This window comes from Streptomyces sp. NPDC006602 (genome assembly GCF_042870385.1).
Lineage (GTDB): Bacteria > Actinomycetota > Actinomycetes > Streptomycetales > Streptomycetaceae > Streptomyces.
Genome location: NZ_JBIAHG010000065.1, coordinates 1 through 20,352, shown reverse-complemented (window position 1 = coordinate 20,352; position 20,352 = coordinate 1). Strand labels below are relative to the sequence as shown.

Below are 20,352 nucleotides of genomic sequence, written 5' to 3'. Positions count from 1 at the left end.
CCGAGCATCCGGTAGCAGTGCACGTGCAGCTCCCGCCGGTGCCGCTCCGCCAGCCCTGAGAACGCCGGCTCATCGACCTCGCCCAGACCGCTCACGCCCAGCTCCTCCAGCCGCGTGTCCGCACTCATCACGTCATCCTTCCGCCTCGTCGTGTCCCGTCGTAGGTGTGACGGGTGCGGGCGCGAAAACTCATCACCAGCGTCGGTCGGGATGGCTGAGCGTTCCTCATCCTTGGAAGGTCGGGTTTTCGACGTGGTGGAGAACGAAGATGGCCTGCACCATTGCCGTCGTCCGGGAGGGCTGCAGCGCAGCTTGGTCAGGATTTTGAAGGTCCTGAGGGTGGCAGCGCGTTCGCCGCGGCAGCGGATCCGGGCGTGGGCCTTGTTCACGGCCTTCTGCCGGCGCGACAGCTTCGGGGGCCGGTAGCGGTGCCGCTTGAACGGTACGCACGAAAACCGCCGGCGCCTTGATACGCCTTGTCCGCGAAGGTCATCACGTCAGCGTTGGTCAATGCGGCGATGATGCGTGAGGGTGTCGCCGTTGCGCAGGCGGGTCAGGGCGAGCAGGGCCTGCCGGCCGGGGTCGAGTCGGCGCCGGCGGGATCGTCGCTGGTGACGGTGGGTGCGGATCAGGTCGGCAAGGTGGTTCAGCGATCGGGTGGACAGGGGGATCGAGGCGGGGTAAGGCAGCAACGAGGCTCCCGTAGGGGCATCTTCCTTGGTCGATTGCTTGTCCTTCCGGGAGCTCGCCTGACCCGGCTACCGACCCTCACCACGTCACTGACCTGCACCATCAGGTTGGAAATGGCTCACTGAACGATCAGCCAGAGCGATCAGACCTGCCGCGGTATGCCTGAAGCCGCAGGCATCGAAGTAGAAGGGCCTCAGGTGCTCCTCGAAGTCGACGTGAAGCCATTCGCACTTCGCGGCACGGGCTTCATGGGCTGCAGTTGCGACCAGCGCGGCGCCGACGCCTTGGGCCCGGCAGCGCTGGGCAACCACCGTGTCCAGGATGAAGGCATGGACTCCACCGTCCCAGACGACATTGACGAAACCGATCAGAGAGTCGTCCTCCCACGCGCAAACCCAGCCGAGGCTGTGGCGCTCAAGTCGTGCTCGCCAGTCAGTCTGGGCAACCGGGTGACCGAAGCCGTCAGCGTGTAGCGCGTTCAGGGCGGTGTTGTCGAAGTCGCCCCGCCACTCGTACTTGATCGTCACGCCCCGATCGTAATGTCCGCGCCAAGTCTGGTGGCCAGATCACGGGCCGAGGAGGACCCGCTTGCGGAGCAGTTCGAACCCAGCACGGCCGAACATCTGACGCTTCAGCTGCCGAAGTCGATGCTCACGAGAACGGGAGGCATCCCGGCGGCGACGCGGCCGAGGAGGTGGGTGCCGGCCACTGAGTCCTGAACACTGGCCGCGGTGACCAGCACTGCCAGCAGCAGTCCGAGTGTGTCGGTGACGATGCTGCGCTTCCTGCCCACGATCTTCTTGTCCGTGTCCGTGTCCGTTCCGTGTCCGTGCCTGACTTGCGGCGGGCACGCTCGTGGACGTCTTCACGCTCTGCGCGTAGATCACGCAGGCTAACGGGCTGCCTCTTTTGCCTTGCTGCTGCCGCACCAACTCCCGCAGTAGTCCGTTGAGCTGGGCGAACACGCCGCCCTTCTGCCACTTGGCGAAGTGGCCGTAGACAGTTTCCCAGGGCGGGAAGTCGTGCGGCAGACAGCGCCACTGCACCCCGGTGCGGTCCACGTACCGGATCGCGTTCAGGATTTCGCGCAGGTCATGCTCGGGTGGGCGTCCGATGTCCAGGGCATGCTGACGTCGCTCGGCCTGCCAGGCCACCAGTACCGGCTCGACCAGCTCCCAGCGGGCGTCGGACAGCTCACTCGGATGGGCACGGCGTTCCTACAGGAACTGGACGTACCGCCGGCAAGTGTGTGCCCCCAGGCGCGCGTTCTGCCTCGTCGAAGCACGGAACTGGTTCGGACCTCTTGGAACGAAACAGGCGCAACTCGACTTCGACCTCAGCTGTCACACCATCCAACCCGTAGGACCCAGCTCCAATCTCAGCCCCACCTGCACCACACGGTCGCACTGCAGAAAGCAAGACAAAGTGGCACGCCAAAGGTGAACACTGCCTCTGAGTAGGTGTTTTGAAGGCAGGTCGAGGCTTGTGACTCCGGAACAAATCATTCGGCATTGAGCGGCGGCTCGCGTAGGGTGCCCCGGTTGTCGGACTGGAAAGGTGGGTTGCGGACGTGACACCTCGTGAAGTGACGAGAGACCAGTTGGCGGGGGCGGCGCGGGTCGCGCTGGGGGGTGGGCGGCGGCTGGAGTCGGTCGAGCGGCTCGCGGGCGGCAGCAGGAAGGGCGTGTACCGACTGACGATGGACGACGCTGCGACCGCTATCGCTTATCTGTGGGAGGAGTCGGAGAACTACTGGCCGACGGCCGAAGGTGACGGCGACCTCACGGACCCGTTCTCGCCTGGCGTCGGGCTCGATCTGTTCGAGGCTGCCCACGTGCGGCTGGACGCGCTGGGACTTCGGGTTCCCGAGCTTCATCTGGTCGATCGCGAGTGCGTCCACTACCCGGCTGACCTCGCGATTGTGGAGGACTTTCCCGGTGAGGACCTGATGGACTTGTTCAACCGTGACCCTCGCGCGGCCGAGCCGACGATGGCGCGTCTTTCCGATGCCCTGGCGGCGATGCGAAGTCATCGGGCGCCGTCTTTCGGGAAGGTCGCTCTGATAGACGGAGGCGGAACGTCGCGGGCGGTGTCGTGCGAGAAAGCCGCGTTCGCCTTCGCAATGGGCTGCCTGGCCGAGGCGGCTTCGCGTGACCGGAGGATCGCGGACGCCCGCGACCGGCTGGAGGAGCGGCTGCGAGAGCTCGCGGCATCAGTTCGGCCGCGTGCCGATTACTCGGTCGTCCATGGCGAACTGGGGCTGGACCACGTGCTGGTGGACCGGGACGGCAACCCCGTTCTGATCGACATCGAGGATCTGATGTACTTCGACGTCGAGTGGGAGCACGTGTTCCTCCAGCTCCGCCATCCCGATGGCCACTATCGACGGCTGGCGGTGGAAGGCCTCGACGAGAACCGGCTCGCGCTCTATACGCTCGCTCAGCGACTGTCGCTGACGGCGGGTCCCCTCCGGTTGCTGGAGGGAGACTTCCCCGACCGAGAGTTCATGCAGGGAATCGCCGAGCACCACTTGAACGAGGCGCTGGCGCTGGTCGCAGTGGTTTAGGACGTCGAGCCGGGGTTCGCACTGGGCTACTTCACCCAGGCAGTGCGGGGGCTCCTGCGGGTCAGGCGGCGGGTCATCATGGTGATGAGTGCCCAGTTCAGGTTGGCTTCCGAATGCTGCGGGATGCGTTCGCAGTCGCGTGCGTCACGGCGGCGTTCATGCACCAGCCGATCGTGCGTTCGACTTACCAACGGCGTGGCAGGACAACGAAGCCCTTGGTGCCCTTGGGCCTTGAGACGATACGCAGGGTGAGCCAGAGGCGGTCGCGGGCCCAGCCCACGAGGTCGCCGGCATAGCCACAGTCGGCCCAGACCTGGGTGATCTGCGACTGTGTGAGGCGCAGGCGCCAGAACACGTCGCGGGCGGCGTCGCGATCCTGGATGTCGGCGGCCGTCACCGTGATCATCACGCTCCGACCTCAAGGAAACTCGGACATTCCCTGCGCGAGCCCGCCCGTTGCGAAAGGATCGTCGTTGCGGAGGGCCGGTGCCCGAGGTGACAATGCGTGGAGGTGCCGGGTGGTCATCCCGGCGAAGTGTTGGAGGCGCTGCTTGTGAACACCGCATCGCGGTGCGCCTCGCTATGCGCGCCAGACGCTGACCACTTCGCTTCGCCCACCGGCTGACTTGCTTCGTTCGCGGTGGGCGCTTCCCCTCATGGGAGACCACCGTAGTGCCCGAAGAATTCTTGACGGGTGATCGCCGTCCTCTGACAGCGGTTCTTGCCGCCAACCTCGTTTCGATCACTGGGAATTGCCTCACGTACATGGGCGTGCCGTGGTTCGTGCTGCAAAGCACGGGCAGTGCCGCCAAGGCCGGGATCGTCGCGTTCTGCACACTGCTGCCCGTGGTGCTCGCTGCGCTCGTCAGTGGTCCGGTCATCGACCGGATCGGGCGACGGCGGGTGAGTGTCGCCTCGGATCTCGCCTGCGGAGTCGCGGTTGCGGCTGTCCCGCTGCTGCAGTTCGCCGACATCCTGCATTTCTGGATGCTGTGCGTGCTGATGGCGTTGACGGGGCTGTTCCGTTCGCCGGGTGAAACTGCCCGCGGCGTGCTGTTGCCCACGCTCCCCAGCGCGCCGGAATGACGCTGACCAGGGCTGCCGGGTTGTACGACGGTGCGGCACGCTGTGCGGCGCTGACTGGATCGGCTCTCGGAGGTGTGCTGATCGCCGCGCTTGGAGCCGAGAACGTGCTGTTGGTGGATGCCGCGACCTTCGCTGTGTCAGCGCCGCTCTTCGCGTTCGGGGTGCGCGGTCTGCCTGAGGCACAGGCCCAGCGGCGGGTCGAGCCGGCGTCGTTGCGTGCCTACCGTCGTGAACTCGCGGAAGGGTATCGCTTCGTGGCGGCCACGCCGTTGCTGCTGGGCCTGTGCCTGATGACGCTGGTCACCAGGGGCCTCGACCAGGGATGGAGCGCCGTGCTCCTCCCCGCGCATGCCCGTGAGGAGCTTGGTGCTTCCATCGATCTCGGTCTGCTGAACGCGGCGTTCGGCATCTGCGCACTCACGGGGGCACTGGTCTATGGGGCGGTGGGCAGCCGCTTTTGGCGGTGGCCAGTGTTCACGATCGCGTTTCTCATCGTGGGCCTGCCGCGCTTCGTGGTGGCCGCCTTCACCGACACTTTCGCGCCCCTGGCGGCGCTGATGGCGGTTGAGGGTCTCGCCTGCGGTGTGCTCAACCCCATCATGGCCACAGTGATGTATGAGACGGTGCCGGCGGAACTGCGCAGCCGCGTGCTCAGTGCGACAACAGCCTCGTTCCAGCTGGTCACTCCGCTGGGCGGGCTGGGTGCGGGCTTCCTCGTGGATTCGGTCGGGCTGTCCTCGTCGCTGCTGGCCGTTGGCGGTGTGTATCTGCTCGCCACGTTGTGCCCGGTGATCTTCCCGGCCTGGAGCAGATGGAGAGTACCGGTTCTCCCCACGACAGGGCGGAGGGCTCGCTGCCGCGGGGCTCGGGGTCGAAGCGAGTGTAGTCGGGTGTAGTGCGGCGCGGGCCGCCTGTGCCGGGGCTGTCTTCCCGCAGTCGACAGCTCCGGCGTTACAGCACGGGAGCGTGTCCATCTTGGGCGATTTAACGCTCATCGAACTTCTTGCCCGACTCCCCCTTGACAACCGCGCCCCACGTCATCTCAATGGAAATATCTAGACAACTAGATAGATTTCTTACATACGGGGCGAAGTGAAGGTAACGGACATGTCTGGGTCGATCACCGGCGGAGAGCTGGTCGTGAGGATGCTGGAGTCCTTGGGCATCCGGAAGGTCTTCGGAGTGCCCGGGGGTCAGACACTCGCCATCACGGACGCGATCCTGGCCTCGTCGGCGATTGATTTCATCACCGCACGCCATGAGAACGCCGCAGCTGTCATGGCGGACGCCTACGGCCGGCTGACCGGGACTCCCGGGGTCTGCCTGGCGACCACCGGTCCCGGTGCGACCAACCTGCTCACCGGGATCGGCGGCGCGGTCCGTGACTCAAGCCCGGTGCTCGTCCTGACCTGCAACAACGCCGGTGAGAACATCCACCGGGACGACGCGCAGAACGCTGACCACGTCGAGCTCTTCCGCCCTCTGACCAAGTACAGCCGCCTGGTGGCACACGCCGGGGCACTGCGTCAGGCCGTGGAGGAGGCCTATCTGAATGCCATGTCCGGCAACCCCGGGCCGGCCCACCTCGATTTCGCCCGGGACACGATCGAGGGGCCCGTGCCCGACGCTGACGCGGCCGTGCCCGAAGACGAGCACCCGATGTGCCGGTGGGTCGTCCAGCGCCCACGTGCCGACGCCCACGCGCTGACCGATGTCGCCACACGGCTCGCGCAGGCCGAGCGGCCGGTGCTGTGGCTCGGCAACGGCTGCAACCGTTCCGGTGCGGGCGAGGCCGCCCTCGCACTGGCCGAGTCACTGCGGATACCAGTACTCACGACGTTCAACGGCATCGGCACCGTACCCACCACACACCCCCTCGTCTTCGGCGCGCTGAGCCGGATGGGCACACGGCTGTCCAGCCGTGTCATGGCCGACGCCGACCTGGTTCTCGCGGTGGGCAACAGCCTCAACGCCGTCTCGACCGCCCGGTGGCGGATGGAGCTGCCGCATGTGATCCAGATCGACGTCGACCCCGCCATGCTGGGCCGCAACTACGGCCGCCGGACGACCGGGGTCGTCGCGGACGCCCGGGCCACGCTGGAGGAGCTGCTCAGTCTACTGGCCGACCGCGCCGCCGCGCTGTCCTCGACCCGGTCGTCCTGGATAGCCGAGCTGCAGCGGGCCGAGGAACTGTGGTGGCAGGAATCGGCCGCCGTCGAGGCGACCGCGGAAGGGGACGGCCTGTCGCCCGCGGAGGTCGTGCGGCGGCTGCGCACGGCCGCGCCCGACGAGACCCTGCTCATCCCGGACGCCGGGAATCCAGGGGTGTGGTCGTACCTGTGGCAGATCCGGCAGCCGGGCAGCTACATCAAGCCGGTGGGCTTCGGGAACATGGGCTTCGCCGTTCCCGCCGCCGTCGCGGCCGTCGTGGCCGATCCCGGACGCCCCGTACTGGCCCTGGTCGGGGACGGTTCGCTCGGCATGAGTCTGGCCGAGTTGGAGACGCTGGTGCGGGTCGGCGGCCGGGTCGCGGTTGTCGTGCTCAACGACGCCGGTTACGGCAACATCCGCCAGGAACAGATCGTCCACTACGGCAACCGGACCATCGGCGTGGACTTCGGGCCGTCGGACTACGCCTGGGTCGCCCGCGGTCTGGGCCTGCCGGCCGAGCGGACCACCAGCCTGGAAGAGCTCGCCAAGCGGGTCGGGGAAACCCTGGAAGGCCGGTCTCCCGCCCTCTTCGACGTCCCCATCGACCAGAGCGTCAACGCCTGGACGTATCCCGCCTTCCGACCCTACGAGCCGGAGGAGGGCTGATCATGACCGACAGCACCGCCCGCGGCACCGTCGCCCCCGGGGCGCTGAAGGGAATCAGGGTGCTGGACCTGTCGCGGTTCATCGCCGGGCCTCTGTGCTGCCAACTCCTCGGCGACATGGGCGCCGAGGTCATCAAGATCGAGCGGCCCAGCGGGGAGGACGCCCGAAAGCACGCGCCGTTCCACCGGCAGCACAGCATCTACACGATGGTCTACAACCGCAACAAGTTCGGGGCCACGCTGGACACCCGGCGACCCGAAGCGATGGCGCTGCTGGAGGACCTCGTACGGCGCAGCGACATCGTGGTGGAGAACTACCGTCCCGGGACCATGGAGGCGATGGGGCTGCCCTACCGGCGACTCGAGGAGCTGCGCCCCGGGGTCATCCTGGTGTCCATCTCCGGCTTCGGGCAGACCGGGCCGCTCGCGCGCCGCGCCCTCTTCGACGCCATCGCGCAGGCCACGTCCGGGCTGATGAGCCTGACCGGTCCGCCGGACGGCGAGCCCACCCTGACGGGCACGTACATCGCCGACTACATCGCAGGATTCCACGGCGCGATGGGCGCGATGCTCGCCCTGCTGCACCGGGACCGCACCGGGCAGGGACAGCACGTCGACGTGGCGTCCCTGGACGCGCTGTTCGCCTCCCTGGGGACCCGGCCCAGCGCCTACGCCATGCTGGGTGAGCACCCCCGGCGCAACGGATCCCGCGACCTGCTCACCGGACCTGCCAACGTCTTCCCGGCCGCCGACGGCTACGTCTACATCCACGCCGGGACCGACCCCCTCTTCCCGAGGCTGTGCCGGGCGATCGGACGTCAGGACCTGGCCGAGAACGAGAGGTTCTCCTCGGTTCCGGGCCGCATGGCGAACATCGAGGAACTCGAGGAAGCCGTCGCCGCCTGGACCAAGAGCCGCCCCTGCGACGAGATCGCGCAGGTCCTCGGGGAGGCCGGCATCCCGTTCGGGAAGGTCAGCGAGATCCCCGAAGTCGTCGAATCGGAGCAGATCAAGGCGCGGGAGATGATGCTCGACGTCGACCACCCCGCGCTGGGCACTCTCCGTCTGCCCGGCATCCCGATCAAGATGAACGCCTCTCCCGGGTCGGTACGCAAGGCACCGCCCCTGGTGGGCGAGGACAACGACCGCGTCTACGGGCAGCTTTTGGGACGGTCCGAAGAGGAGATCGCCCGCCTGAAGTCCCTGGGGGTGATCTGAGTGACCACACCGACGCACCGCCCCACCGGCCTGCGCGTCAGCCCCTCCGCTCTGCCCCTGGCAGGGGAGGGCCGGGTGTTCGACCTCTCCTCCGGATGGTGGCCCGGGATGCCGCTGGCGCCCGGTCACCCGCCGTTTCAGGTCCTCACCTTCAGAACCCCCGCTGGAGAACGCGCCCAGGGTGCCCAGGGGGACCTGGAGTGGCTTCGGGACAACGCCTCCCGGTTCGGCTTCATCTCCGAGATCCTCTCGTTCTGCGCGCACTCGGGCACCCACATCGATGCCCTGGCGCACATCACGTCGGGGGAGAACGACGAGTGGTACGGCGGCTACTCCGCGCGCGAGTACCTCGGCGACCACGGTCCCCTCACCCACGACGCATCGACGCTGCCACCGCTGTTGTGCAGGGCGGTCCTCGTGGACGCCCCCGGCGCGCTGGGGCAGGAAACGCTGCAGCCCCACCAGCACGTCGACGAGGATCTGATCTCCCTGGCGCTGACACGGCAGGACGTGCGGCTCAGGGAGGGCGACGTGGTGCTGCTGCGCACCGGAACCATGAAGCACTGGCCGGACACACAGGCGATGACCGCGGTCGAGGGGGCCGGGCTCGACCTGGACGGTGCCCGCATGCTAGCCCGGCACCAGCCGGCCGCCGTCGGCAGTGACACCGCGGCCGTCGAGGTCGCCCCCTCCGGTGTCGAGGGCGAACCCCAGCCGGTGCACCGACTCCTGATCCGCGACCTCGGTATCCCGCTCATGGAATGGGTCTATCTCGAGGAACTCGCCGCCGCGGCGGTCCACGAGTTCCTGCTGCTGTGCCTGCCTCTCCCCATCACCGGCGCGACCGGCTCGCCCGTGCGGCCCGTCGCGATCGCCTGATCCACCATCCGTTCGTCGCAGGAGACGCACCATCATGAACACCACACACGGACGACGCATTCGCCACTCCGTCCTCGCTGTTCCGGTCGCAGCGGTCCTCGCCGCGGGCAGCGCCTGCGCAGGGATCGGCTCCTCCGCACAGAACGCCTCCGGTGCCGGTGCCGACGCCCAGAACGCCGCCGCGATAGCCGGTCCGCGCTCCGACCAGTGGGACGACCTTCACCGCGCGGCGACCACCGAATCGCCCGCCGAATACCAGGGCCCGACCCAGCCGGTCACCGCGCCCAAGAACCTGAAGGTCGCCGTCATCACCTGCCTGAGCATCCTCAGCGGCTGCGTTTCACCCGCCACGGGTGCCGAGCAGGCGGCGAAGAAGCTCGGCTGGCAGGTCAGAGTCCTCGACGGAGGCGGTACGCCCGACAAGCAGAACGCCCAGATGCTCAACGCCCTTTCGTGGGGTGCCAAAATCATCCTCAACATCGCCATCGACCCGAACGCGGTCCAGGACGGGCTGAGGGCGGCGAAGCGGGCCGGCGTGCCGGTGGGCGCCGGATCCAACGGTCTCGACTCCCCCAACCCGCCCATCACGCCAACGGGGAGCAATCTCGGTTACGCCTTCGACGTCGGCCCCGACTACGCCGCTCTCGGGAAGAAGGCCGCGCAGTGGGTGCAAGCCGACTCCGAGGGCAAGGCCAACATCGTCGTCTACTCCGACAAGGAGTTTCCGTCCGTGCTGGCCCTGCAGAAGGGGCTGCTGGACGAGCTGAAGAAGTGCAAGGACTGTACGGTGCAGCCGCTGCGCTACTTCACGGGCAACCAGGTGGCCCAGGTGCTGCCGCAGTCGGTCGTCAGCTACCTGCGGTCGAATCCTGACGTCGACTACGTGTTCATCCCCTATGACCCGGCGGCGGCAGCGGTCGTGCCGGCGATCGCCCAGGCCGGTATGGGCGACAAGGTCCGCCTGATCAGTGTGCTCGGCAGCCAGGAAAACCTGAACTTCGTGCGCGAGTCGCGGGTCCAGGTCGCTGACGCCGCCTACGACAACCGGTACATGGGTTACGCGATGCTCGACCAGACGTCCCGGCTGCTCACCAAGAAGCCACTGGCCGAGCCGCACGGCGAGAACATGCCCTTCGTCGTGTTGGACAAGGACAACGTCCCCGAGTCCGGCTCCGACTGGCACGCCTCCTTCGACTACCCGGGCACGTTCGACGGACTGTGGAAGTGAGGTCCGATGACTGCCGCGCTGCAGGGCGTCACCAAGCGGTTCGGGACCTTCGCGGCCCTGAGCGAGGTCTCTCTGACCGTTGAAGACGGTGAGATCCACGCGCTGCTGGGCGCCAACGGCAGCGGCAAGTCCACCCTGGTCCGCGTGATGACGGGAGTGTACGTACCCGACGCCGGGCGGATCCTGATCGACGATCGGGACGTCACCGGCGGATGGAGCCCGGCCGCCGCCGCGGCGGCCGGGGTGCGGGTCGTACACCAGGAAGCCCCGCTGGTGGACCGGCTGTCGATCGCCGAGAACGTGGCCTTGTTCGCCGGCTACCCGCGCGGCATGTTCGGCCGGATCGCATGGCGCCGACTCCGCTCGGACACCCAGCGGCTGCTCGACGATCTGTCGATCGAGCGGCGCGGCAGGGAACTGGCCGGACGCCTCACCGGTGCCGAGCGGGCCATGCTCACCGTGGAGTTCGCCGTGCGCACCGCCGGCGAGAACCTGCGGCTGCTGGTCCTCGACGAGGCCACCGCGGCCCTGCCCGAGGCCGAGGCCGAGCCCTTCCTCCGCCACGTGCGGGACATCGCCGACCGCGGCCTGCCGGTCCTGGCCGTCACCCACCGGCTCGCCGAACTCGCCTACGCGGACCGGGTCAGTGTCCTCGACGCCGGCCGACTGATGATCGAGGGCCCCGCCGCCAAGGTGGAGCGCTCCGAGATCATACGGGTCATGCGGGGCACCGCCCCCGCAGCACGCTCGGCCCGCGAAACGCGCGCCGGGACGGGGGCCCACGCCGCCCAAGACGGGGCCGGGATCACCGCCCTGTGGAGGCGCGAGGCCGGCGGCCGCGACGGCGTCCCCCTGCCGCAGCCGAAGGCCGGTTGGGTGATGCACGTGCGGGACCTGCACGGGCACGATGTCGACGGACTCGGCCTCAGCATCGCTCCGGGCGAGATCGTAGGCGTCATCGGGGTGCGCGGCAGCGGCCTGGAGGAGCTGCCGCGACTGCTCACCGGTGCCGAACAGCGCCGCGGCGGCACCATCGAGGTCGCCGGACACCGGTTGCCCGACACGCTGCCGCCCAGGGTGGCGATCCGCCACGGCCTGGTGTTCCTGCCCGCGGACCGGCTCCGCGAAGGCGGCATCCACACTCTGTCGGTCAGCGACAACGTGATCCTCCCCGAGGCACGCAAATTCTGGCACCGGCGGGCGGAGATGCGCACGGCGATCCGGCAGGTCATCTCCTACCTCGACGTGCGGCCCACCGATCCGGCGACCGTCTACGGCCGACTGTCCGGTGGCAACCAGCAGAAGGTCGTCCTGGGCCGGCTGCTGCGCATGCGGCCACGCGTCCTGATCCTGGCCGACCCCACCTACGGCGTCGACCCCGCCGCTCGCGAGGTGATGTTCGACGCCATCCGCGACGCAGGAGCAAGCGGTATCGCCGTCCTGATGACCTCTACCGAACCCGAGCAGATGGCGGGCCTGTGCGACCGGGTCCTGGTGCTGCGCGACGGGCGTGTCGCCGAGGAGATCTCCGGAGCCACCATGACCGCCGAGAACCTCATGACGAAGGCCATGTGATGACCGACAAGACCGTCCGGCACATCGACGCCCCGGCATCCGACCGCAGCACGCGCGACCGCCTCACTCCCGGCCGACTGCTCTCCTGGGTGAGCGGCTACGAGACGCTCGTCCTCCTCGCCCTGCTCATGGTGGTCTTCACCCTTTCCTCCGACCGGTTCCTGACGGCCGACAATCTGCAGAACGTGGCCCTGGTGCAGGCCGTCACGGCGACCATGACCCTCGCCGTGCTGATGCCGCTGATCATCGGCGAGTTCGACCTGTCCGTCGGGTATCTCATCGGGTTCCTGGTGATGCTCGAAGCCGTCGTGGCCCAGCACACCAGCAATCCGGTGCTCATCATCGCCGCGGGCCCGGTGGTCGGCCTGCTCGTCGGCCTCGTCAACGGCGTACTGACGGTCTACTTCAAGATCAGCTCGTTCATCGCCACCCTCGGCGTCGGCATCCTGCTCAGCGGCGGGACCCAGGGCATCAGCAACGGCAAGGTCATCTTCGAGAACATCCCGTCCTCCGTGACGACCCTGGCGTCCGAGGACTTCCTGGGCCTGTCGCTGGCGGTGTGGCTGACCCTGCTGCTCGCCGTGATCCTCTTCTACGTACTGGAGCACACCCCGCACGGCCGCTTCTGGTACGCCATCGGCGGCTCCGAGCGCGTGGCCTACCTCGCCGGTGTCCGGACCAACCGGATGCGGATGACCGCCTTCGCCGCCGCGGGGCTGATCGTGGGAGTCGCCGCCAACTTCGCCCTCGCCCAAGCCGGTTCGGCCAACCCCGGCTACGGTCCGGAGCTGCTGCTGCCCGCCTACGCCGCGGCGTTCCTCGGGGTGGCCACCTACCGGCCCGGCTACTACAACGTCCTGGGCGCCCTGGTCGCGATCATCCTGCTGGCCATCGGTTTCAACGGACTGAGCCTGCTGGGAGTGCCGTTCTGGGTGCAGCCCATCTTCAACGGAAGCGTACTGATCATCGCCGTCCTCGTCGCGCGGCAGGAGACCCGCCAGGTGCGGACCGGATGACCCACAGCCGACAGCCAGGGAACCGGACCACTCCCCCGGCCCCCGGCACCGAACACCACTCGACATCCTGCGATTTCGCCAAGGAGGACGGGATGCGGACACAGACGGCAGAGCACGATCCCACGACTCCCCGGGCGCTGGGCGAGGCACTCGCCGGTGCCCGCCTGGTGGACCTCAGCCGGACCCTGGAAGAGGGCATGCCCACCTACCCCACCCACGCCAAGTACTTCCAGAACCGGTGGCTGTCGATGGGCGACGTCGCCCGCATGAACCAGCTCGTGCTCGGCGAGCACACCGGCACCCATGTCGACAGCCCCTGCCACTTCCCGATCCAGGGCCCGCACGCCGACGTGAGCGTGGAGAAGCTTTCGCTCACCGCGCTCACCGGCCGCTGCGCGACCGTCACCCTGGACCCGCCACCAGAGCCCGACGCGATGGTCGGCCCACAGCCCCTGCGCGACTGGGAAGAACGCCACGGGCCGCTGCGGGCCGGGGACATCGTGCTGCTGGACTTCCAGTGGGCCCGCACCCGCTGGGACCTGCACGAGAGGGGCTTCGCCCACCTGGAGAACTGGCCGGGCATCGCACGGGAGACGGCCGAGCTGCTGCGCGGGCGGTCCGTGCGGGCCGTGGGGACCGACTGCGTCAGCCTCGACAGCGGCGACGGCGGACGCGGCGAACTGCCGGCGCACTACGTGCTGCTGTCCGCCGGTGTGCTCATCATCGAGAACCTGGCCAACCTCGACCGGCTGCCCCCGCTGTCCTTCTTCCTGGCGTTCCCGCTCCGCATCGCGCACGGCACCGGCTCCCCGCTGCGCGCGGTGGCCGTCGTGGACGGAGCAGAGCGATGACCACGCACCGCACGGCGGTCCGCGGCCGCAACCTCACCGACCCGTCCCGCGCCATACATGACAAGGACCTGGAGGCGGGTCTGAAACCGCCGGTGTTCGACGAGATCGTCATCCCGGAGGAGTTCGGCCCGGTCGACCTGGTGGTGGACGACATGAAGGTCAAGCGCTTCGCGTTCACGCAGGACGACCACGGCGACTGGTACCTGCGCACAGGCCCCGACGGCCCGCGCATCGGCCACGCCGGGCTGCTCGCCAACGACCTGCTCCAGTTGTTCACCCTGCACTACGCGGCGAGCCAGGTCGTGGGGCTGCACACGGAGGAGGAACTCTGGTTCGACCAGCCCGTCCTGGTGGGGCAGCGGGTGCGACTCGCCGGCCGCTACCTGGACAAGTACGAGCGCCGGGGGCAGAGCTACGTCGTCATGGAAGCCGACGCCCGGGACGAGAACGGACGCACGCTGGTCCGCCACCGCGGAGTGGAGATCATGCGGACCACCCCCGGAGAGGTGGCGGGCCGCGGCTCGGCAGGTCGCGCGAGTGGCCGCAGGGTCAGCGACACATACGACACCTCCCTGCCCCTCGCGGAGCACCTGGGCGGCGCGGCGGCGACCGGCATGGGGTTGGAGCCGCTGCACAAGGAGATCACGTTCGAGCAGATGGCCGTGTTCTCCCGGATCGGTGAGTTCGTCACCAACATCCACGACAACCTCGTCACCGCACGTGCCGCCGGCCTTGCGGTACCGATCGTCCAGGGACAGCAACTCGTCTGCTATCTGGCCGAGCTGCTCACCCGGGCGTTCGGCGCGGAGTGGTTCACGACCGGCTGGCTGCATGTGAAGTTCCTGCGGCCCGTGAGCGCCTTCGACCGTATCGAGGCCGCCGGAGCGGTGCGCGAGGTGGAGCGGGACGGTTCCCGGACCCGTATCGGCCTGGACGTGTGGGTGCGCCGCGGCGACGCAGGCCTGGCCGCGGTCGGCTGGGCGCGCGGCGAAGTCCCCACCGCCCGGCCGGTGCATGGGATCCTGCCGTCCGCAGGCAACACGTAACCAAGCGGGCAACACGCGACAAAGGGAGGCACCGCATGGCACGACTGCCGATGTACGAGGTGATCTACCGTGACCTCGCAAGGCAGCTGTCCTGCGGCACCCTCAAGCCTGGCGACCGGCTGCCGTCCGAGGGTGAGATGGCGGAACACTACGGCGTCAGCAGAATGACGGTGCGGCAGGCGGTGGGTCGCCTCACCGACGAACGCCGGCTGGTCCGCCGCCGTGGCGCGGGCACGTTCGTGGCCGAGCATCACGCCACCTACCGCAAGGTCCACACTCTCGGACCGTTCAGCGAGGACATCGGCCGCGGGGACGCCGCCATCGACACCCTGGTCCGCGTCCAGCAGGTCACCGACGCCCCGGCGGAGGTCAGCGACAGACTCGGCCTCAAACCCCGGCAGAAGGTCATACGGTTGCTGCGGGTGCGGGTCGTCGACGGCCAGCCGGCCGCCATCCAGGATTCCTGGATCCCCTACGGACTGGCGCCCGCCCTCGCCGAAGAGGAGTTGCTCGGCGGGTCCCTGTACCGGACTCTCGCCGACCGCTTCGGAATCCGGCTGACCTGGGCCGAGCAGGAAGTGTCCGCAGCCGCGGCCAGCGACGAGTGGGCCGCACTGCTCCAGGTGCCGGCGGGCACCCCGCTCATCGCCATCACGCGACTCACCCACAGTGAGGGGGTCGGGCCGGTGGAGTTCGCGCACAGCTGGAGCCGACCCGAGTTCCCACTGCTCATCAGGCTCGAGAGGTGACGTGCGATGGGGATCGACGACTTCGTGTGTGCCGTCGACGTCGGCACATCGGCCGTCCGAGCCGCCTTGGTGACACACGACGGACAGCGGCTACTGGAGGCCCGCAGCGAGCGGGGCCCCGACGAGGGCGCCGACACCTTCGATGCCGAGCGCCTGTGGGACGGGCTCTGCCACGTCCTTCGCCGGATCACATCCGGTGCCGCCGCACCCTCGCACCTGCGGTCTCTTGCCATAGCCGGACACGTCGGCCAAGTCCTGGTGGACGACCAGCACCGTCCGCTCGGCAGGGCCGGTGGGTGGGCCGACGTTCGCGGCGTCCGCGAGGTCGCGGCCGGGTGGCCCGACCCGGCCACCGCCCTCCGCCTGACCGGCCGTCCCGCCATGACGGGCGGAGCGGTCCCCTTGCTCCACTGGTTGAAGAACAAGGACCCCTCGCTGCACCAGCGCATGAGGTGGGCTCTCGCCCCCAAGGACTTCCTGGTACTGCGCCTCACCGGCGAGGCCGCCACCGACATGACCAGCGCGGCGTACACGCTCGGCAGTGACGTCACCCGCCGGGTCTGGGACCCCCGACTGCTCGCCATCGGGGGCACGGGCCCTGAACACTTTCCCCCGCAACACGCAGCGACAGACATCGTCGGTGCCGTCACTCCGGCCGCCGCCGACACGACGGGCCTGCCTCCGGGACTGCCCGTGGCCGCCGGAGGTCCCGACGGTACGGTCGGCGCCGCCGCCGTGGCAGGCTCCGCCCCCGGCCCCGTCGTGGATGTGGCAGGCACCACCGACGTACTGACCCGGGTGATCACATCCCCCGACGAACGTCCCGCTGCGGCGGTACTCAACCCCTACCTCACTCCTGGCCTCTGGACCTGCGGCGGGGCGACCGGAATGACCGGCGGAGCGCTGGCTTACTGGGTCCGCCTGCTCGGACTCGGCGACCCGGCCACCGCCCTGCGCCGGCTGGGCCCCGCGGTGCGCGCCATGCCTCCCGGTAGCGACGGGCTGTCCATGTCTCCGCTCCTGACGGGCAGCCGATTCCCCGACTGGAACCAGAACGAGCGAGGCATGCTCTGGGGTCTCGGCGAACACCACTCCGCAGCCCACGTCCTGCACGCCGCGCAGGAGGCCGCCGCCTATGTCGTACGCCAGGCCGTGGACACCCTGCTGGTCGACGACGCTCCCGACATGCCCGTCGTCCTGACCGGCGGGCCGTCACGCTCGCCTGAATGGGCACAGTTGCGGGCAGACGTGCTGGGCCGGCCCGTGCACGCCAGCTCGGAGGCCGACGCCAGTCTGCACGGTGCCGCGCTGCTCGCGCTGGTCGCCGCGGGACTGGAGCCCGATCTGCCAACGGCGCAGGCTCGCAGGAAACCCCGTCTGCGCCGGTTCATCCCGCAGACGCCGATCGCGGCGCGCTACGACCAGCTCTACCGGCAGTGGCTCCAGGCCAAGGACTGATGCCAAAGGACCACCCCTCCGGACCCGCCTTCCGGGCCGCCGTCGAGGGCCTGCTTGCCGGTCAACCGCTGGTGCTGGAGATGTCCGGAGTGGACTTCCCCCACTCAATTGCCCCTGCGGCTTGTTGGGCCAACGTCGCCTCTGCCGGTTACGCACCGCCGATCACCACTCGCCCTGCTTCCGGCCCGGCATCCATCCACAGGGAACCGTAAAGCAACCTAAAATGGAACAAATTCTCCAGGGATGATCGAGGCAACGTGTCTGCCAACGGTGTGGCATCGAGTTCGTACCCGTTCGGCACTGCACGTGTCGGCGAAACTCCCGAGCGTGACGACGCGCTGGTCAGCGCCGCCGTCAGTGCCGTGGAGGCGACCGGAGCGCATTCAGGAAGTGTGTTCCTGCTCTCCGGCGACCGTCGCTCGCTCGTACTGGCCGCGGCGTGCGGGACACCGCCCTCCCTGCTGGGCGGGTGGCGTCGGATCCCGGTGAACAGCCGCATTCCCGTGGCAGAGGCGTACCGCTCTGGGCGCATGGTCCACCTGAGCGGCGCGGAGGAGACGATGCGGCGCTTCCCCCAGCTCTCGGTCGCCGTGCCCTACCCGTTCGGCTCTGCCTCGGTACCCGTGAGAGCGGGCGGGCGGACCTTCGGATCGATGGCCGTGCTGTGGGCGTCCGGGCCCGACCGGACGGGGCTGTCGAGGGTGCAGCGTCGGCAGCTGCGCTCCGCGGCCGATCGTCTGGGCACCGCCCTTGCCGGGCTGAGCGCCCGTCGGCTGCTGGGCGAGTGGGACGAACGGGCGGCTCCGGTGGTGGTCCCGATGCCGTCCGCTCCGGTGATCCGGGTAGGCCTGTTCGACTGGAACCTCGACACCGGGGCCCTCCTGGCCGACGACGAGCTGTGTGCGATCTTCGGGATCCCGCCCCGCGAGTTCGACGGACGGGCGGCCACCCTGGCGGCCAGAATCGAACCGGCGGATCTGCCCGGCTTCCGTTCCGCCGCCCGTGCCGCGGTGGAGGAGGGACATGTGCTCGCGCACTGCCTGAGCATCCGGGCCGGCGGCGGGGGGCTTCGCACCGTCGAGCTGTGGGGCCGGGTGCCCGAGAGTCCGCACGACCCAGAGGCGGGGTCCCATCTGGTCGGCGCCGTGCTCGACTCCGGAAGCGGCATGGCTGCCGTGGCGGCGCTCGAGCGGCTCGCCGACGGCTTCTTCGCGCTCTCCCCGGACGGACGTGTCACATATGCCAACCACAGTCTGCTGAGCCTGCTCCGTGTCCGCCAGGACGAACTGCTCGGCCAACGTCCCTGGGACGTGCTGCCCTGGCTGGCCGATCCCGTGTACGAGGACCGCTACCGCGCCGCCATGGTCTCCCAGCAACCGGTCTCCTTCCTTGTCCGCCGCCCACCCGACGGGTGGCTCGTCTTCTCCCTGCACCCGGGCGGGCAGGGCATGACGGGATGGGCGGCACCCGTGAGGCAGCCGCTACCGGCCGGCACCGGACCCGGCACGTTCGTCGCGGAGGAGGGTCCACCCGTCTCCCTGTCACCTCCACCTACGGCCCCCCGCCTGGGTTCCCTCTACCGCGTGCTCCAGCTGGGCAGCGCCCTCACCGAGGCGGTCACCGCGCGTGAGGTGTTCGACGCCGTCGCCGAGCAGCTGCTGCCCACCTTCGGCGGCCAGAAGCTGGCGATCGCCGTCGTGGAGGAGCGGCGCCTGTACCTGCTCGCGCAGCACGGTTACTCGAAGCGCTTTCTCGCCCGGTTCGAGGGCACCCCGCTGCATGCCCGACTGCCCGTGACGGACGCGCTGAGCTCTGGGGCGCCGTTGTTCGTCGAGTCCCGGGACGAGCTCCGCGAGACGTACCCCGGAATTCCCGTCGGCCACTCCAACTCCTGGGCATTCCTGCCGTTGATCGCCTCCAACCGCCCGGTCGGCGCCTGCATGCTCGGCTTCGACGACATCCACCGGTTCCCCGACGAGGAGCGCGGCCTCCTCACCGCACTGGGCGGCCTGATCGCCCAGGCCCTCGAACGCGCCCGGCTCTACGACGCCGAATTCGCCCTCGCCCGCGGCCTGCAGAACGCGCTGCTGCCCCACCGGCTGCCCACACTGTCCGGCCTTCGCGTCACCGGGCGCTATCTTCCGGGCACCAGGGGGATGGACATCGGAGGCGACTGGTACGACGTCATCTCCATCGGTGATGAGGTCGCGTTGATCATCGGGGACGTCGAGGGACACAACGTGGCCGCCGCGGCCGCCATGGGTCAGCTACGCAGTGCGATGCGGGCCTTCGTCACCGCCGGCCATCGGCCGAGCGATGTCGTCGCCAGTACCAACCGGCTCCATATGGAACTCGACCCCGCGCTGCTGGCCAGCTGCTGCTACGCCCTCTTCCGCCCCCGTTCGGGTAGCGTGCGCATTGTCCGCGCGGGCCACTGCCCGCCCCTGCTGCGCCTGCCCGACGGACACGCCCACATCCTGGATGTACCGGGTGGCCCTCTGCTCGGCGTCGAGGCGATGTCCGACTATCCGGAGACGGAGCTGCACCTCGCGTCCGGATCGGTCCTCGCCCTCTACACCGACGGGCTGGTCGAGCGTCGCGGCTCGGACATCGGTTCCGGCATCGACAGGCTCCGCGACTCCCTGGCCCGCATGGGCGGGCACCGCCTGGAGGATCTGGCCGACGAGCTGCTGCAGGACGCCTCCCGGTCACGCGACAGGATGGACGACATCGCACTCCTGCTCACCGAGTACGCCCCTTGACCAGTCCCCGACGCCGTTGTTACGTAGGTCCCCCAGATCTTCAGGTACGCCTCCCGGCAGCCCGGCGGGTCCGCCGGCCACGGGTTCACAGCCCACGTGGTGCACCAACTCGCGTACGCGCGCGAGGGCCGTCTCGTCGTCTCCGCAGACCGGCACGGCCAGCGGCCTCCCATCGAAGACGGGCGGCCGCATGCGCCATACGTCCTCGTGGCACAGGTTGAACGCCTTGACCACGTGAGCTCCCGGTGCTGCCGCGGCCAGTTGCTGCGCGGCCGAGGGGCCTCCTTCCGTCAGCAGCGTCAACTACCCGTCGCTACAGCGACGGGCTTGCACAACGGGCATCACTGGCGGTGATGCTGCGTTTGCGTCCAGCCCCACCCCGGCGCACATGCTCCGGTGGTGGGGCAGGGGC

General features: G+C 69.1%; 16 protein-coding genes and 3 pseudogenes. 14 read left to right on the top strand and 5 right to left on the bottom strand.

Going from position 1 to position 20,352, the window contains the following annotated elements:
- Positions 1 to 225 precede the first annotated feature (225 nt).
- The 3 genes and pseudogenes from ACFYO2_RS48170 to ACFYO2_RS48160 form a co-directional block, all read right to left on the bottom strand.
- Positions 226 to 692, bottom strand: a pseudogene (locus ACFYO2_RS48170) (transposase family protein).
- Between the two features lie 84 nt (positions 693 to 776).
- On the bottom strand, positions 777 to 1,217 hold the full coding sequence (locus tag ACFYO2_RS48165) for a GNAT family N-acetyltransferase (protein ID WP_388363501.1): 441 nt from the start codon (positions 1,215 to 1,217) through the stop codon (positions 777 to 779).
- Positions 1,218 to 1,348: 131 nt separating this feature from the next.
- Positions 1,349 to 1,883, bottom strand: a pseudogene (locus ACFYO2_RS48160) (IS5 family transposase); the annotation flags it as partial.
- 392 nt (positions 1,884 to 2,275) lie between these two features.
- On the opposite strand from ACFYO2_RS48160, the gene ACFYO2_RS48155 reads away from it, so the two are divergent.
- Positions 2,276 to 3,256 carry a phosphotransferase family protein gene (locus ACFYO2_RS48155; protein ID WP_388363503.1) on the top strand — a complete coding sequence of 327 codons (981 nt, stop codon included), beginning with the start codon at positions 2,276 to 2,278 and terminating at the stop codon, positions 3,254 to 3,256.
- 184 nt (positions 3,257 to 3,440) lie between these two features.
- Here ACFYO2_RS48155 and ACFYO2_RS48150 read toward each other — a convergent pair whose 3' ends face one another.
- Positions 3,441 to 3,662 carry a hypothetical protein gene (locus tag ACFYO2_RS48150; protein ID WP_388363498.1) on the bottom strand — a complete coding sequence of 74 codons (222 nt, stop codon included), beginning with the start codon at positions 3,660 to 3,662 and terminating at the stop codon, positions 3,441 to 3,443.
- 266 nt (positions 3,663 to 3,928) lie between these two features.
- Here ACFYO2_RS48150 and ACFYO2_RS48145 point away from each other — a divergent pair, with 266 nt between their 5' ends.
- The 13 genes from ACFYO2_RS48145 to ACFYO2_RS48085 all read left to right on the top strand — a co-directional run bounded on the left by ACFYO2_RS48145 (position 3,929) and on the right by ACFYO2_RS48085 (position 19,940).
- The gene (locus ACFYO2_RS48145; protein ID WP_388363495.1) at positions 3,929 to 4,342 is read left to right on the top strand and encodes an MFS transporter; all 414 of its coding nucleotides are present in this window, start codon (positions 3,929 to 3,931) and stop codon (positions 4,340 to 4,342) included.
- A complete protein-coding gene (locus ACFYO2_RS48140) occupies positions 4,339 to 5,238 on the top strand; it encodes an MFS transporter (protein ID WP_388363493.1) in 900 nt (299 codons plus the stop codon). The genes ACFYO2_RS48145 and ACFYO2_RS48140 overlap by 4 nt, the downstream gene beginning before the upstream one ends.
- A 211-nt stretch (positions 5,239 to 5,449) precedes the next feature.
- A complete protein-coding gene (locus tag ACFYO2_RS48135) occupies positions 5,450 to 7,159 on the top strand; it encodes a thiamine pyrophosphate-binding protein (RefSeq protein WP_388363490.1) in 1,710 nt (569 codons plus the stop codon).
- Positions 7,160 to 7,161: 2 nt separating this feature from the next.
- On the top strand, positions 7,162 to 8,376 hold the full coding sequence (locus ACFYO2_RS48130) for a CaiB/BaiF CoA transferase family protein (protein WP_388363487.1): 1,215 nt from the start codon (positions 7,162 to 7,164) through the stop codon (positions 8,374 to 8,376).
- Positions 8,377 to 9,255 (top strand): cyclase family protein, encoded by an 879-nt coding sequence (locus ACFYO2_RS48125; protein WP_388363485.1) that lies wholly within the window; start codon positions 8,377 to 8,379, stop codon positions 9,253 to 9,255.
- A gap of 34 nt (positions 9,256 to 9,289) precedes the next feature.
- Positions 9,290 to 10,483 carry a sugar ABC transporter substrate-binding protein gene (locus ACFYO2_RS48120; RefSeq protein ID WP_388363482.1) on the top strand — a complete coding sequence of 398 codons (1,194 nt, stop codon included), beginning with the start codon at positions 9,290 to 9,292 and terminating at the stop codon, positions 10,481 to 10,483.
- A gap of 6 nt (positions 10,484 to 10,489) precedes the next feature.
- Positions 10,490 to 12,058, top strand: a complete 1,569-nt coding sequence (locus ACFYO2_RS48115; RefSeq protein WP_388363480.1) for an ATP-binding cassette domain-containing protein — start codon at positions 10,490 to 10,492, stop codon at positions 12,056 to 12,058.
- Positions 12,058 to 13,074: an ABC transporter permease gene (locus tag ACFYO2_RS48110; RefSeq protein ID WP_388363477.1), complete on the top strand. Its 1,017-nt coding sequence runs from the start codon at positions 12,058 to 12,060 to the stop codon at positions 13,072 to 13,074. Before ACFYO2_RS48115 ends, ACFYO2_RS48110 begins: the two co-directional genes overlap by 1 nt.
- A 92-nt stretch (positions 13,075 to 13,166) precedes the next feature.
- Complete coding sequence (locus ACFYO2_RS48105) at positions 13,167 to 13,925, top strand: cyclase family protein (protein ID WP_388363475.1); 759 nt, start codon at positions 13,167 to 13,169, stop codon at positions 13,923 to 13,925.
- Positions 13,922 to 14,971, top strand: coding sequence for a hypothetical protein (locus tag ACFYO2_RS48100; RefSeq protein WP_388363472.1), 1,050 nt, complete (start codon positions 13,922 to 13,924; stop codon positions 14,969 to 14,971). The genes ACFYO2_RS48105 and ACFYO2_RS48100 overlap by 4 nt, the downstream gene beginning before the upstream one ends.
- A gap of 35 nt (positions 14,972 to 15,006) precedes the next feature.
- Positions 15,007 to 15,720 carry a GntR family transcriptional regulator gene (locus tag ACFYO2_RS48095; protein ID WP_388363470.1) on the top strand — a complete coding sequence of 238 codons (714 nt, stop codon included), beginning with the start codon at positions 15,007 to 15,009 and terminating at the stop codon, positions 15,718 to 15,720.
- Positions 15,721 to 15,726: 6 nt separating this feature from the next.
- Positions 15,727 to 17,178: an FGGY-family carbohydrate kinase gene (locus tag ACFYO2_RS48090; protein ID WP_388363467.1), complete on the top strand. Its 1,452-nt coding sequence runs from the start codon at positions 15,727 to 15,729 to the stop codon at positions 17,176 to 17,178.
- A gap of 257 nt (positions 17,179 to 17,435) precedes the next feature.
- Positions 17,436 to 19,940 (top strand): SpoIIE family protein phosphatase, encoded by a 2,505-nt coding sequence (locus tag ACFYO2_RS48085; RefSeq protein ID WP_388363465.1) that lies wholly within the window; start codon positions 17,436 to 17,438, stop codon positions 19,938 to 19,940.
- Between the two features lie 69 nt (positions 19,941 to 20,009).
- On the opposite strand, the pseudogene ACFYO2_RS48080 reads toward ACFYO2_RS48085, so the two are convergent.
- Positions 20,010 to 20,237: pseudogene (locus ACFYO2_RS48080) on the bottom strand (NADP oxidoreductase); the annotation flags it as partial.
- Between the last annotated feature and the right edge of the window lie 115 nt (positions 20,238 to 20,352).